Origin of the sequence: Naasia sp., assembly GCF_025465545.1 — a bacterium.
In the GTDB taxonomy this organism is placed as follows: Bacteria; Actinomycetota; Actinomycetes; order Actinomycetales; family Microbacteriaceae; genus Naasia.
This window is the reverse complement of sequence record NZ_JAODMK010000014.1, coordinates 45676-59930: the sequence shown is the minus strand read 5'-3', so window position 1 is coordinate 59930 and position 14255 is coordinate 45676. Positions and strand designations below refer to the sequence as shown.

15 protein-coding genes are annotated in these 14255 nt (G+C 70.7%); 4 read left to right on the top strand and 11 right to left on the bottom strand.

The window, feature by feature from the left end:
- The 3 genes from JWR33_RS13535 to JWR33_RS04205 all read right to left on the bottom strand — a co-directional run.
- A partial coding sequence (locus tag JWR33_RS13535) for a flagellar cap protein FliD N-terminal domain-containing protein (RefSeq protein WP_366073682.1) occupies positions 1–132 on the bottom strand: 132 nt, incomplete at its 3' end.
- Positions 133–238: 106 nt separating this feature from the next.
- Positions 239–1363 (bottom strand): flagellin, encoded by a 1125-nt coding sequence (locus JWR33_RS04210; RefSeq protein WP_297409725.1) that lies wholly within the window; start codon positions 1361–1363, stop codon positions 239–241.
- 111 nt (positions 1364–1474) lie between these two features.
- Complete coding sequence (locus JWR33_RS04205) at positions 1475–2293, bottom strand: sigma-70 family RNA polymerase sigma factor (protein ID WP_297409724.1); 819 nt, start codon at positions 2291–2293, stop codon at positions 1475–1477.
- A gap of 330 nt (positions 2294–2623) precedes the next feature.
- Between JWR33_RS04205 and JWR33_RS04200 the strand changes: the two genes are divergently transcribed.
- The 4 genes from JWR33_RS04200 to JWR33_RS04185 are packed head-to-tail and all read left to right on the top strand — an operon-like array spanning position 2624 to position 5848.
- The gene (locus JWR33_RS04200) at positions 2624–3109 is read left to right on the top strand and encodes a flagellar protein FlgN (protein WP_297409723.1); all 486 of its coding nucleotides are present in this window, start codon (positions 2624–2626) and stop codon (positions 3107–3109) included.
- Position 3110: 1 nt separating this feature from the next.
- The gene (gene flgK, locus JWR33_RS04195) at positions 3111–4544 is read left to right on the top strand and encodes a flagellar hook-associated protein FlgK (RefSeq protein ID WP_297409722.1); all 1434 of its coding nucleotides are present in this window, start codon (positions 3111–3113) and stop codon (positions 4542–4544) included.
- A 6-nt stretch (positions 4545–4550) separates the two neighbouring features.
- Complete coding sequence (flgL, locus tag JWR33_RS04190) at positions 4551–5435, top strand: flagellar hook-associated protein FlgL (protein WP_297409721.1); 885 nt, start codon at positions 4551–4553, stop codon at positions 5433–5435.
- Between the two features lie 5 nt (positions 5436–5440).
- Positions 5441–5848 carry a flagellar assembly protein FliW gene (locus JWR33_RS04185; RefSeq protein WP_297409730.1) on the top strand — a complete coding sequence of 136 codons (408 nt, stop codon included), beginning with the start codon at positions 5441–5443 and terminating at the stop codon, positions 5846–5848.
- Between the two features lie 177 nt (positions 5849–6025).
- On the opposite strand, the gene JWR33_RS04180 is transcribed toward JWR33_RS04185, so the two are convergent.
- From JWR33_RS04180 to JWR33_RS04145, 8 genes are all read right to left on the bottom strand, one after another.
- Complete coding sequence (locus JWR33_RS04180; RefSeq protein WP_297409719.1) at positions 6026–7054, bottom strand: hypothetical protein; 1029 nt, start codon at positions 7052–7054, stop codon at positions 6026–6028.
- Between the two features lie 107 nt (positions 7055–7161).
- The gene (locus JWR33_RS04175; RefSeq protein WP_297409718.1) at positions 7162–7851 is read right to left on the bottom strand and encodes a hypothetical protein; all 690 of its coding nucleotides are present in this window, start codon (positions 7849–7851) and stop codon (positions 7162–7164) included.
- On the bottom strand, positions 7848–8585 hold the full coding sequence (locus JWR33_RS04170; protein ID WP_297409717.1) for a hypothetical protein: 738 nt from the start codon (positions 8583–8585) through the stop codon (positions 7848–7850). Before JWR33_RS04170 ends, JWR33_RS04175 begins: the two co-directional genes overlap by 4 nt.
- On the bottom strand, positions 8582–9622 hold the full coding sequence (gene pilM / locus JWR33_RS04165) for a type IV pilus assembly protein PilM (RefSeq protein WP_297409716.1): 1041 nt from the start codon (positions 9620–9622) through the stop codon (positions 8582–8584). The genes JWR33_RS04170 and pilM overlap by 4 nt, the downstream gene beginning before the upstream one ends.
- Positions 9623–9633: 11 nt before the next feature.
- Positions 9634–10458: an A24 family peptidase gene (locus JWR33_RS04160; RefSeq protein ID WP_297409715.1), complete on the bottom strand. Its 825-nt coding sequence runs from the start codon at positions 10456–10458 to the stop codon at positions 9634–9636.
- Complete coding sequence (locus JWR33_RS04155; protein ID WP_297409713.1) at positions 10455–12197, bottom strand: hypothetical protein; 1743 nt, start codon at positions 12195–12197, stop codon at positions 10455–10457. The genes JWR33_RS04160 and JWR33_RS04155 overlap by 4 nt, the downstream gene beginning before the upstream one ends.
- Positions 12197–12880 carry a hypothetical protein gene (locus JWR33_RS04150; RefSeq protein WP_297409711.1) on the bottom strand — a complete coding sequence of 228 codons (684 nt, stop codon included), beginning with the start codon at positions 12878–12880 and terminating at the stop codon, positions 12197–12199. The genes JWR33_RS04155 and JWR33_RS04150 overlap by 1 nt, the downstream gene beginning before the upstream one ends.
- Complete coding sequence (locus JWR33_RS04145) at positions 12877–14226, bottom strand: type II secretion system protein (protein WP_297409709.1); 1350 nt, start codon at positions 14224–14226, stop codon at positions 12877–12879. The genes JWR33_RS04150 and JWR33_RS04145 overlap by 4 nt, the downstream gene beginning before the upstream one ends.
- Positions 14227–14255: the final 29 nt, after the last annotated feature.

The following is a 14255-nucleotide window of genomic DNA, read 5'->3' as shown; positions in this document are numbered from 1 at the left end:
CGACGCGTTGAGGGAGCGGAGAGCGCTCAGGAAGCTGTTGGTCGAGTTGAGCGTCGACTTGAGGAGCGTCTGAGGCCGCGCCTCGAGCGTCATCAGCTGGTTGATGATCGACGTGGTGTCGAGTGAGGACACGAGTCCGTCGATGCCGAGCGTGGCCACTGCGTCCCCTCCCCCACCGGTCGATCAGAAGTGTCGCCCGGTGGCGCCCGCCGAAGCGAGCGCCACCGGGCGAGGGCGACTAGCCCAGGAGCTGCAGCGCGAGCTGCGGCATCTGGTTCGCCTGCGCGAGCATGGCGGTACCGGACTGGCTCAGGATCTGAGCGCGGGTGAAGTTGACCATCTCGGACGCCATGTCGACGTCGGTGATCCGGCTCTTCGAGGCGGCCAGGTTCTCGATGGCCACGCTGATGTTCGCGATGGCGCGGTCGAACCGGTTCTGCACGGCACCGAGGGCGGACCGCTGCGTCGAGACCACGTCGAGCTGAGCGTCGATCGAGTTGATCGCAGCCTGCGCGTTCGCGGCGGTCGAGAAGCTGAGGCCACCCGCAACGGCCGTGGCGGTCGAGCCGCCCGTACCGATCGCGGCCGGGGTGCCGATGACGCCACCGAGGACGGTGCCGCCGGTCTTGCTCGTGACGACCAGCTTGTTGGCGGAGTCGACCGACGCGGAGAAGTTCGCCGCGAAGCTCGTGTCCGAGTTCAGCTTCTCGGCGACAGCGCCCACCGTGTTGTACGTGTTGGCCGCACCCATCGCGACGACGACCTGAGCGGTGCCGTTGTTGACGGTGAAGTTGCCCGTGACCGCAGTCGGGGTGACAACCGCGAAGTTGGCACCGCCCGCACCGAGGTTGGTGGCGACCGTTGACAGGTTGGTCATCAGCACGCTGATCTGGCTGTTCGCGGTTCCGTCGGCACCGACCTGGAACTGCATGGTGCCGGCGGTGCCGTCGAGCAGGTTCTTGCCGTTGAAGTTGGTCGAGTTCGAGATACGCGTGAGCTCCGACGTGAGGCTGGATGCCTCCGCAGCGAGGGCCGTGCGCGCGTCCGTGCTGTTCGCGTCGTTACCGGCCTGAACGGCGAGATCACGAAGACGCTGCAGGATCGACTGAGCCTCTCCCAGGGCGCCTTCTGCGGTCTGCACGACCGAGACGCCGTCCTGGGCGTTGCGCGATGCGGCGGTGAGGCCGCCGATCTGCGACTTGAGGCCCTCCGAGATCACCAGGCCGGCTGCGTCATCGGCAGCGCGGTTGATGCGGAGACCACTGGACAGCTTCTCGAGCGACTTGCTCAGGCTGTTCTGTGTGGAGTTGAGGTTGCGGTACGTGTTGAGCGCATTGATGTTGGTGTTGATCTGCATACCCATTTTGCAGTTCCTCCATGAGTCGTGGTTGGCGCCGGCCCTTCCGTGGTCCGACATGGACATCTATCGACACCCGGGCGTCAGGCGTTAGCCATCACCCCCGGACTGGGCACGTCACGACGCGGCGGACTCCCGCGCGAACGGAGCGCTCAGCTGACGGCTCATCGCCGCAGTGGCATTCTCGGCAAGACGGGCGAGGTACGCGCTGCGGCGCGCCGGGGCCACCCGGGAGTGCACCTCGGCCACCTCCTGCTGCTCATCGGCATAGTGCGTCTCGAGACCGTCGCGCATGAGGCGGACCGCCTCGGCACGCTGCTGCGAGATTGCGGAGTGGGTGGCACCCAGCTCCTCCGCGAGCTCCTTCACCGAGCGGTCCTCGAAGTAGATCTGCTCCACGATGTAGCGCATCTTCTCGGGCAGGGACTGCACGGCGGCGATCAGGTACTTGTTGCGCTCGGTGTCCACGAGGCTGTCCTCGGGGCTCGCGATGTCGGCAGCCACGAAGTCCGCCTCGGTGGCGTCGAGACTGGACACGGTGCGCGCGGCATCCGTCAGCGCCTCGGTGACGGCGGCACGATCGACGCCGAGCGAGGTCGCGACCTCGTCGATCGACGGGGCGCGCCCCAGCGCCGCGGTGAGCGACTCCTGCACGGCGAGCGACTCTCGGATGCGCTTGCGGGCGGTGCGGGTGGCCCAGTCGGCGGCCCGCATCTCGTCGGCCATCGCGCCGAGGATCCGGCGGCGGGCGAAAGCGCCGAAAGGCACGCCGAGCTCGGAGTTGAAGGTGTCGGCGGCCATGATCAGGCCCATCGCCCCGGCGGAAGCCAGGTCATCACGGGAGAGGTGCGTCGCCCGGGAGCAGACGTCGTTCACGAGATATCCGACGATGGCCAGATTGTCCTCGACAAGGCGGTTGCGCTCGCGACGATCCATGAAATGCTCCCCCGCGCATGTGACATGTGGAGCGGTACCACTCAAGGCGGTGCCTCTCCGGCGCTTTCCGCTTCCCAGGGCGGATGCGTCCGTCCGGCAATTCTGCTTGGGAAGGCAAGGGGGCCGACATCCCCCACTAATGGTCGCGTGCGCCTCCCGTGTCGCGAGGGCGAGGCCGGTATCATTCGGCGCTCCGGACAGGGGGAATTCGCGCGGCACCCTTACCTATCGGCACCCATTGCCGAATGTGAAAGGAGACGCGCAGAAAAACCTTGCGCCGAATCAGCCGGCACCGAGCTGCCGGAAGGGAGCACGAGGAGCGTGAGAACCATGGCCGCCAACGAGCTGTCGACGCTGCTGTGGCGCGAGCGGGAACTGCTCGAGCTGCTCATGTTCAAGCTCGAGGAGGAGCACCTGCTCCTGACCACGGGCAAGAGCAAGTGGCTGCCCTTCGCCACCCGCGAGGTCGAGCAGGTGCTTGTCCGGCTCCGCAAGGTGGGCATCGAGCGCACCGTCGAGTCGTCCTCCGTCGCCCTGGAGTGGGGACTCCCTGAGGACGCGACTCTCCGCGAGATCGCCGCCTCCAGCCCCTCCGAGACCTGGAGTGAGATCTTCACCTCGCACCTCAACGCGCTCACCAGCATCACGGCTCAGATCGCCGACATCCGCGACACCAACCTGCAGTACCTCCGCGCCGCCACCCGCTCTACGCAGGAGACGCTCGCGAACCTGCAGCCTGCCGCCGGCGTCTACGACGGACAGGGCGCGCCCGCGCTGGCCACCAGCGGCGGGCACCTCTTCGACCGGCGGTTCTGAGATGAGCACCTTCGGCGGACTGCAGACCGCGTACAGCGGTCTCGTCGCCGCGCGCGCGGCGATCGACCTGACCGGCCAGAACATCGCGAATGCCACAACCGACGGCTACACCCGTCAGCGCGTGTCCCAGTCGGCGGTGGGCTCGGTCAGCTCGTCGAGCATCTTCCGCACCGGTGTCAACATCGGCCAGGGCGTGCAGATCGACCGCATCGCACGCCTGGGCGACTCGATCCTGGACAGCCGCGTCCGCGCCGCCGCCTCAAGCTCCGGCTACTGGAAGGTCGCGTCCTCCGCAGTCTCCACCATCGAGACCTCCCTCAATGAGCCGGGCAGCGACGGCCTCTCGGTCACCCTCTCCGACTTCTGGTCCGCCTGGCAGAACCTCTCCAACAACGCCGGCTCCGCGAACTCGGCCGGCCCCGGCGCAACCCTGCTCGCTCAAGCCGGACAGCTGGTGTCCCGCATCGCCGACGGCTATGCGCAGGCGAGCGCCGGCTGGTCGGACGCACGGACGGCTGCCCAGACCGCCGTTCAGGCCGTCAACACGGCCGCGGGCCAGGTCGCGCAGCTCAACGACCAGATCCGGAGGACCGTCGCGTCCGGCGGATCCGCGAACGAGCTGCTCGACCAGCGGTCGCTGCTCCTGACGAACCTGGCCGGGCTCACCGGCGCCACGGTGCGCGAGAACCCCGACAACACGGTCGACGTCGTCCTCGGCGGCAACGCCCTCGTCGCGGGAACGACCTCCCGCGCCCTCACCCTCGGGGGCGCCGCCCGCCTCGAGGACGCGGCGGCCAACCCCGCCCACCTGGAGTGGGCAGGCGGCGGCGGCACGGTCGACCTCGACGGCGGAGAACTCGCGGGGCGCCTCGCTACCATGGGTCCGGCCGAGACCGGTGGCACCGGCGGCCCGTTCGCGGAGGCCGCGGCGCTCTACAACACGCTCGCTACGACGCTGTACACGAAGGTCAACGCCATCCACTCCAGCGCCGTCACGTACTCCGGCGCGACCGGTGGCCGGTTCTTCGCCCTGAACGCGGCCATCCCCTCCGCGGCCCTCGGGCTCTCGGTCGTCCCCACCGACGTCTCTCAGATCGCAGCGGCAGCGAGCGGCAAGGGCGGGGCCGACGGCAGCAAGGCCGACGAGATCGCCGACCTGGCGAGCGCCCTCGACGGACCCGACTCCCGGTGGGCGACATATGTTGTCCAGGTCGGCGTGGCCGCGCGTACGAGCATGCAGCAGGCGGTCCTCAGCGATCAGAGCGCCGTCGCGGCAACGACCGCGCAGTCCTCCCAGTCGGCGGTCGACCTCGACGAGGAGACGATGAATCTGCTCACGTTCCAGCACGCCTATCAGGGCGCCGCGCGAGTGCTCACCGCCATGGACGAGATGCTCGACACCCTCATCAATCGCACCGGCGTCGTCGGAAGGTAACGCACCATGCTCGGACGCATCACCAACCAGCAGCAGCTCGTCACGACGCAGCGCAATCTGCAGTCGTCGCGCACGCTCCTCGCCCAGCTGCAGGACCGCGTCTCCACCGGCAAGGCGGTCACGAAGCCCTCGGACGACCCCTCGGCGACCGCCTCCATCCTGCGGGTGCACGCCCAGCAGCGGGCCACCGACCAGTACGGAAGCAACATCGCCGACGGCACCGGCTGGCTGGCCACCGTCGACTCGGCACTCACCTCGGCGGAGTCCATCATGGGCCAGGTGCGCGACCTCACGGTCCGCGGCGCCAGCAGCGGCGTCATGACGCCGGCCTCACGGGACGCGATCGCGGCCGAGCTCGAGGGCCTCAGGGCAGACCTGCTGTCCAAGGCGAACACCACTTACCTCGGGCGCACCGTCTTCGCGGGCAGCTCCGACACCGGCGCCGCCTTCGACAGCACCTACGCCTATTCGGGAGCCACCGGCAGCTCGGTCCAGCGCAGAGTGAACGACACCGAATCCGTGCGGGTCGACGCGGACGGGGCGGCCGCATTCGGCAGCGGCACGTCCAGCGTCTTCGCAACGATCGACAGCATCGTCGCCGATCTCAGGGCCGGCGTCGAGGTCAATCCCCGACTCGCCGAACTCGACGCCCACCGCGCCAACATCACGACTCAGCACGCGTTCGTGGGGACGCGCTACGCTCGCCTCGAGCAGGCCGCTCACAACAATCTGACCCAGTCGACGGCCCTCGAGTCGCAGCGCGCGGGTATCGAGGACATCGATCCGGCGAAGGCGATCGTGGATCTCAAGTCGCAGGAAATCACCTACCAGAGCGCGCTCGCGGTCACCGCTCGCGCCCTGCAGCCCACCCTCCTCTCCTACCTCTCGTGAGCACCATGACCCCCACCCTCCCCGGCACGACTCTGAACGTGACCTTCACCGCGTCGCCTCCCGGCTTCTCGCCGGTCGTCGACTTCGAGCTGGCCGCGGTCGACGGCGCGGTGGGACTGTTCACCCTGCGCGACACCGCAGGCGCTGACCTGCGGCTGTTCCTTCTCGACCCGGCGATCTTCGTGCCGGACTACGCGCCCGACATCACCAGCGAGCACCTCGCCCCGATCGGCGCGACGTCGAGCGACGACGTGGACGCCTTCGTCGTGGCCACCATCTCCGAGGGAGCGCCGGTCGTGAACCTGCTGGCGCCCATCCTGGTGAACCGGGACACCCGCTCTGCCGCCCAGGTGATCCTCGACGGCTCGCGCTGGCCGCTCCGTGCGGAGCTGGTGGCGCCGAACGCCGCCTGACCGGGCACTGCCCTCGCGGGTCTCACCTGCTCGGCGCGCGCTGGCGCGCTTCTTCGCCGAACTTCTTCGCCGAGCGCGTTCTGAAACGCCGAGCGCGCCCTGGGCACGGGGCGCGCTCGTCGTTTCGGGGCGCGTCCGGCGGCTCGGGGCGCGCTCGGCGTCACTGGTGCCCGGAGCTCAGCTCCCCGCGTAGCCCGCCTGAGCGCGCTCGTACTCCGCCTTGCGCTCGGCCGTCTCGTGGTCGAACTCCGCACGCGCGGTCGCGTTGTGCGCCTTGAGGCGCTTGCCGCGGGCGCTGATCGCGCGACCGGTCCAGATGGAGACCTCCCGGGCCACCACGGCGGCGCCGATCGAGAGCGGAGTGAACGCCACCTGGTTGAGGAAGCTGCCTACGTCGGCCGAGGTGATCTGCTGCGAGACGGTGAGCAGAGCGCCGCCCAGGTAGCCGAAGTAGACGACGACCGCGACGACGAAGCCGAGCAGGATCCACCAGGTCCAGCCGGCCCGGTTGAGGATCAGGGACACCAGGATCATCGAGAGGCCGAAGAGGAGGATCGGGATCCAGAAGACGGGACTCGTGACGAAGTTGGAGAACGACTGCCCGAAACCGGCCTGGTCGGAGCCGGTCGCGATGACCGCCGCCGCCACCGCCGCCCAGATGAGCGCGTAGACGATCGTGCCCAGCAGGGACATGAGGATCGCGAAGCCGCGGTTGCCCTTCTTCCTGGGCGGGATGGGCGACTCTACGTACACCGTGCGAGGGGTCGGCGGCGCGGCCACCGGGGCGGTGGACGTCTCGGCGACCGGCTCGGTGGGGGTCGGCACCGGCGGGATCGGCGCGTCGGCGGTCACGCTGGACTCCGCAGAAGCGGAAGCCGGAGCCGGTGATGCGGCGGGGGCGTCAGCGGGAACCGCGACGGCGGCAGGACGGGACCCCTGCCCGATCGGCTCGCGCGTCTCGGCCGCCGGACGCTCGGCTCTGCCGGGCTCCGAGGGAGCGTCGCCGTCCACGGGCGCCGCTGCGCGGTGCGCCGGACCCTCCTCGGGTGCGGGCTCCCCGGGCTCGACGAGCACGCCGTCGGCGGTGTGGCCGTCGACCACGATGGGGTCACCGTGGCTCTCGACCAGAGTGGGCTTGCCCACCTCGGCCGGGTCGGCCGTCGGGGCGGGCTCCTCGGTTCGGCGAATCGGTCGCTCGTCGCTCATGGCGCACTCTCCTTCCACCCTCGGCGTCCGCCCAGGTCCTGGCCAGTCTAGGGCTGGGCTTGAGGGTGAAGGCAGGGGGAAAGCGGACAGGAGCCGGCGCGGTCGGGTCAGGCGGCGGGGGCCGCCGCCTGGGCCGCGGCGTCCACCCCGTCGAGCAGCACGTACACGAAGCCCGACATCGTCGCCTTGACCGAGGAGGATCCCTCGTCGGTGACGCTGGAGAACTTGTTGACGAGGAACAGCCGGGGGCCGTTCTGCACGCCGTGCACGAACTGCAGCACGTGAGTCAGGGTGCCCGTCACGTCCAGCGCCACCGGAACCACCACGAAGTCGTCGGAGGTGATGCGGGGGTCGGTCGTGGGCACCAGCGCGGGGTCAGCGGGCGGGCCGGCCACCGCCTCGCCCGTCTCGGGGTCCACCGCGGCGTCCGCGGGCGTCGGAGGCAGGTACGGGACGGCGGCGTCGATGGCGATGCGCTGCACCGTCACGCCGCGTGCATCGGCGAGAGCGTCGATGCTGTCGAGCAGCTCGGATCCCCCCGGGGTCGCCGGGACCGACGCGTCGAGCACCACGAGCTGCTTCTTCAGGGCGGGCAGGGTCGATTGAGCCTTCTCGAGCTCGGCGAGCGTCGCGCGTGCGGCGTCGTTCTGCGTCCGGACGGCGGTCTCCTGCGTGGCGGCGTCGAGCGCGGCCGTGACCGCGGGCTGGACGCCGAGCAGCCAGCCGCCCGCCGCGAGGACGAGCATCAGCAGGACGGCGATGAGCACCTTGATCCGGTGGTCGAGTGTGAGCGTCACTTCTGCGCCCCTTCCGTCTCGGTGAAGCGTCCCGTGAAGGCGTCGGGACCCACATGCAGCGTGATGTTGACGATGTACGAGCCGCTCTCGTCGCGCGTCACCGAGTTGGGAACGGCGTCGACGAACGCGGGAAGGGTGCCGAGTCCGGTGAGCCACTCCGGCACGTCCGGCAGCTTGGGGCTCAGCGCGGTGAAGGCGAGCGTGGCGATCCGGGGGCCCTCGAGAGGCCCGGTCGGCTGCTCGTAGGCCTGCGTGGCCGAGGCGGAGTCGATCGAGACGGCCGTGAGGGTCACCCCGGACGGAAGCGTGTCACGGAGCCGCCCGAGGTATGCGTTCCAGTCCACCTCGGGCGACGCGCCCACCGCCTGGGCGGCCCGGGCGAGCGAGATGCGGTCCTGCACATCACTCAGCTCGGAGTACTGCCCGCGCTGGGCGAGCAGGGTGAGCGTCTCGTCCTGGGCGGAGGCGAGGGAGGCCTGAGCCATCCCGTTCACGGTGGCGCCTCCGGCGACGGCGACGGCGACCAGGACGGCGATGCCGACCACGCCTGCACCGAGCCGGCGGCGGAGGCGCTTCTGCTGCTGCCGCTGACGCAGGGCGAGCGGGAGCAGATCCACCCGAGGTGCGCCCCCGATGCCGGCCTCGGGCTTGCGCCGCGGCGCCGGCTCGGCCGGCTCTGCGGGCCCGGAGAGCCGGTTGACGTCGATCTTCGGAGTCTCGATGCCGGTGCTCATGCTGCGCTCCCCAGGGTGAGGCCGAGTGCGACGGCGAAGTCGTCGCGCGTCTCCTCGGCGAGTTCGGCGCCTTCCGCGACGGCGAACCCGGCTCCCGGATCGATCACATCGACGCGGAGCCGCGAGACCTCGCCGAGGGCGGCCGCGAGGCCTTCGAGGCGGGCGCCGCCTCCGCTGAGCACGATCCGGTCGAGGGCGGCGACGCTGCGGGTGTTCAGGTAGAAGGCGAAGGTGTTCCGCAGGCTGGTGAGGAGCTCGCCGGTCACCTCGAACATCACCTCGACGGCCTTCTTGTCCTTGGCGGCCACGCGCTTGCCGAGGCCCAGGTCGCGCTTGAGCCGGTCCGCGGCGGGCAGGTCGAGCTCGAAGCGGGTCACCAGGGCGCGCGTCACGTCGTCGCCGCCGGCCGGGATGATCCGCACGAACTGCGGCACTCCGTCGGACACGAAGACCACGCTGGTCGTCGATGCGCCGATGTGCACGAGCACGGTGTGACCCTCGTCGCCGACCGGCAGCAGCAGCCGGGTGAGCGCGAACGGGATGAGGTCGACTCCGACCGGCTCGAGCCCCGCCTGCAGGGCCGCCTCCACGTTGTTCTCGACCGCTCCGCGCACCGCGGCGACGAGCAGGCCGTGGATCACCTCTGCGCCGTCGGACTCGCCCTCGGAGATCGGATAGAAGTCGAGCAGGGCGTCGGCGACCGGCACAGGAAGCAGCTCCTGCACCTGGAAGGGCAGCGCCTCCCGGATCCGCTCGAGCGGCATCTTGGGCATGGCCAGTTCACGCACGAGCACGCGCTGGTTGCCCATGCCGAGGACCACCTTCTTGGTCTTGAAGCCGGCCTCCGACCAGAGAGCCTTCAGGGCGGCGGTCACCTGGTCGATGCTCCGCACCTCCCCGCCCACGACGGCGCCGAGAGGCAGGGGAACCTCGTGATGGCGGGTGATGGTGGGCCTGCTGCCGGACGGGTCGAGGACCTCGACGGCGCGGAGGACCCCCTTCCCGAAGTCGACTCCGACCACGCTGTGCTTGGACATGGGACTGCTCCTCAACTGATTCCGGCGAGAGAGAGATAGGCGGCGGCGAGGGGCTCGCCGGCCAGGATTCCGACCCAGGCGCCCGCGAACATGAACGGGCCGAAGGGAAGCGCGGTGCGCCGGCCGGCCGAGCCGGCGGCGACTGCCGCGATGCCGACGACCCCGCCGGTGAGGAAGGCCGCGGCCACCCCCACGAGCAGCGGTGCGGGACCGAGGAAGCCGAGGAAGAGGCCGAGGACTCCGGCCAGCTTGACGTCGCCCATGCCCATGCCGCCCGGGCGGACGACGGCGAGCAGCAGGTAGAGGCCGAAGGAGGCGGCGCCGCCGATCGCGGTCCCGGCAAGAGCAGGCAGGTCCCCGGCGACGGCGCCGGAGCTGCCGAGCAGCACCACGCCGACCAGGTAGGCGGGCAGCACGATGCGATCCGGCAGCCGGCGCAGCTCGATGTCGATGGCGCTGAGGGCCACGCTGAGCGCGGCGAGGTAGAGGAAGGCGGCGAGCGCGAGCAGACGGGACATGATCCCCGGCGCGTCGGCCGCGCCGACCACCTCGGGTACGAACCGGAAGGCGACCACGAGGAAGGCGACGCCGGTGAGCGCCTCCACGAGCGGATAGCGCGCCGAGATGCGCCTGCGGCAGCCGCGGCAGCGACCGCCGAGGAGCACCCAGGAGAGCACCGGCACGTTGTCGTATGCGGCGATGCCGCGGCGGCAGCCGGGGCAGGCCGAGGCGGGCCGGACCACCGAGAGGCCCCGGGGAACCCGGTAGACGACCACGTTGAGGAACGACCCGACGGCCAGTCCGAGGGGAAGCAGCAGGCACAGGGCGGCGATCACTGTGCCACCCCCTTCGCGGTGAAGGCCTTCGGCACTTCGGCGACCTGGGTGATCCCGTAGGTGGTGGAGGTCGGCGTGAGGAACTTGGGCGGCGCGGTGGAGCGGAGGCGCTGATCGTAGATGTAGTTCTTGGCGTAGCCGGAGACGATGCCGCCGCCCGACGTGGTGGCGACCGGGCCTCGGAACCGCTGCGCGATGGCGCCGAGCACGGTGAGGGTGCCCCTCGCCGGGCCGCGCCGGTAGTTCTGCACGGTGAAGGTGTGGGCGACGGACAGGATGGCCGCGTCGATGGTGCGGTTGGCCGTCGTGTCGAGCAGCCCGGTGGAGGAGCGCGGGTTCCAGACCTGGACGGCGTTGTTGCCGACGAGTCCGAGGATGGAGGACTGGGCGTTGGCATATCGGAGATCGCCGGTCACGTAGACGAAGTTCTCGGCGGCGACCGTCATGGCCCCGCTCACCGACCCGCGCACGAAGACGTCCCCGTTGGTGCACTTGTACGCCGGGTTGCTCGCACCCGTGCCGTCGGGCTGGACCTCGCCCGTGGCCGGGTAGGAGGTGGAGCCGAAGGTCCAGCCCGGGAAGTCCGAGGTGCCGGTGCAGGCGAAGCCCGACGGCACGGCGGCATCGGCCGGGGCATTCGGATCGGTGCTGCCGACGCCGGGCACGTTCTGCACGTAGGCCAGGTTGCTGGAGAGCACCGGCACGGTGGCGCCTGCCGGGTTGCCGAGCCGGCCGCCGCCGGTGCCCGGGCTGCCGCAGGCGGACGAGTTGGATCCGCTGGTGGCCGACACCTGGGTGAAGCGGCTCCACGGCGAGACGACGGTCATCGTGCCGTCCCCGTTGAAGGTGATGGAGGTGGGGCCGGTGTAGAGGCAGCCGGGACGCGGGACGTCGGCCAGGTCGGTGCGCGTCTCCTTCTTCAGCTCGGAGTTGGTGGGGGGCATGCCGATGCTCGCCGAGTAGGTCACTCCCGCGCCGGTGGCGAAGACCGGCGCAGCGCAGCCGCTCGGGCGGGTGTAGATGGGGTCGAGGGTGCTCGCCGTGGACACCGCACCGTTGAAGCGGGTGCCGCAGATGACCAGTTGGTCGTTGCTGTGCAGAGGACCGTTGATGACGTCCATCGCGCCGAACTGGATGATGGAGCAGCCGCTGGAGCGACCGGCCCACGCATACATCTCGCAGGAGGCCGGCTCGCCGGAGAAGATCGGATCGAACACCTCGTAGTCGGTGAAGTAGAGGAAGTCGAGGAAGCCGGTCTGCTTGAGGTCCGCGACGAGGGACCGCGTCTGGTCGCCGGCACGCCCGGTGACGCGGAGGTGCAGCAGTCCCGATGCGTCGTAGTCCGAGTTGTCGATCTCGTAGCGGTAGGAGGCCGCTCCGCCGCTGCCGGGGATGCTCGCCCAGGTCCCGCTCGTGCCGATGCCGAAGGCGGGGTTGCTCGCGGTGGCCGGAGGCAGGCTGAGGGTGGCTCCGCTGCCGGCGCTGAACGGCGCCGACGGGTTGCCGTACTTCTCGTAGGTGCTGTCGCCCGCCAGCCGGCTCTGGTACTCCTCGAGCCCCCCGTACGCGGCGCTGAGAGCGGCGCTCCAGTCCGAGTCGGCCCGAGCGCGGACGTAGCCGCTCGTGGCCACGGTGAGCGAGGTGGCCACCATCGCGATCAGGACCATGCCGATGCCGAGGACGGCGAGCAGGGCGTAGCCCTCGTCGTTCCCGCGCAGCGAGCGGAGCAGGGCGCGCATCAGCGGGCCTGCGCCGTCGTGCCGATGTTGGGGAGGCCGATCGTGTTCTGCAGGACCACGGTCTTGGCATCCGCCGCGGAGGCCGGCCGCACGCGCACGCTGACCTTGACGGCGGCGACCGTCTCCCTCTGGGCAGCGGTGAGGCCGGAGTCGGCGGCGGGGATCTGCGCTCCGGCCGCGTCGAGGTAGACGAAGAGCGGCTCCTCGGAGCCGGTCGGGGCGACGACGGTGCCGCCGAGGATCCTGCTGGTCTCTGCCGCTCCGGAGCCGAAGGTCCAGTAGCCGCCGCCCGCGGTGGCGCTCCAGCGCTCCTCGATCAGCTCGCCGCCGCTCACCCGGAAGCGGACCTTGACCGGCGCGGGTGCCGCCGAATCGGCATCGACCAGGGAGTACACGGTGATGCTGTCCGGGGTTCCGGCGAGGACCCCGGGGTCCGGATTCGCCTGGCCGGATACGGCGTTGCGGACCGAGGAGCGCACGACCTTGCTCAGGGCGTTGGCGATGTTCGCGGCGGAGGTGCTGCCTTCGCGCGTGCGGTTGGCGTCGATGGTGGCGTGCGCCACGTTGACGAACATGGTGCCGACGAGCGCGAGCAGGATGGCGCTGAGCATCATCGAGACGAGGAGCTCGACCATGCCGATGCCGGAGTCCTCGGCGCGCAGCCGGCGCTGCAGCCGGCTCATGCGAGCTTCCTCGGGTCGACGGTGACGACGGCGCCGGTCACCGTGGGACCGGCCGCGTTGGTCGGAACGGTGCAGCGGGCCGCGGGCACCGGCTTCCAGACGCCCCCGGTGAACTCCTCCACGGTCCAGGACCCGAAGGGCACCGCGAGCGTGTAGGAGCCGGACGCGGGCACGGTGTAGGTGAAGGTCTGCGGCACCGAGCAGCCGGGATCCCCCGTGCCCACGGGAGCGGCGGCGGAGATCACCCGGACGTCGGAGGCCCCGGCGGCGGCGGTGACGACGAGCGCGCCCATCGGGACGCGGACCGGGGAGGTGGAGGCGCCTGCCGGAGGTGCGGCGACGGCAGGGGCGCGGGATCCGGCGGCGAGCGCCTTCCCGCCGACGGTGCCCGCGGTCCACGCCCCGCTGTCGACCGAGAGGCAGCCCGCGCTCGAGTCCCCGGCCGCCACGTAGCCCCCCGCCACGGCGGTGTAGCCGGACGGGATCGGGTGCAGCGCGACGCTTCCCGGGGTCCCCGGGACGCGGCTCATCCCATAGCTGCTGAAGTAGGTGCTGACGAGGTTCGATGGCAGGATCCGCGCCGGAGCGGTGTCCGGTCCGTACGCCACCGTGAGCGTGCCCGAGTAGTCGTACTGGAAGGCGGCGGAGCTGGACTGGCCGGCCTGCACCGAGATGGTCTGGGCGGGCGAGGTCTGCTGGTCGACATCGACGGAGGCCGAGCGGAAGATCGAGACGCTGTAGGTGCCAGGAGCGACCTTGAAGGCGTAGGTGCAGCCGTCCATGTCGGTGGCGGCCACCGGCTGGGTCAGCGGGGAGCCGCCGCCCTGAGGGGTCACGCTGACCGAGACGCCGCTGGCGCCTGTCCCGTCGACGCCGAGCACCGAGACGAGAACCGAGCCGTAGTGGGGGTCGGTGAGCCGGGTGTTGGGCGCGAGCAGGGTATCTGCGTGGGCGGCCGGGGTCGAGGTGAGCTGGCTGGTCCAGGACACCGCGACGTTGACCCGCTTGTACTGGAGGTTCCCGGTGCCCGTGCCGCAGCCGCCGGTCGTGCCGGTAGCGGAGACCCAGCCGGCGTCGCGCGCGATCGTGTAGGTGGTGCCCCCCACGCTCACCGAGCGGGTCGCGTCGTAGACGGTGAAGGGGTCCGCCGCCGCGCGGACCGAGTCGATCTCACCGGAGGCGAGGTTGGCTGCGACCTCACGCGCTCGGGTGTCCGCGGCCATCCGCAGAGTGGTGATCGTGGAGTAGCCCACGCCGAGCGCGATGAGCGCGAACACCATCATGGCGATGATGACCTCGACGAGGGTGAAGCCGGAGTCGTCCGGCTTCTCGGCAGATTCGACCACGGTTCACCTCCTCGGGTGCGGTCGGGTGC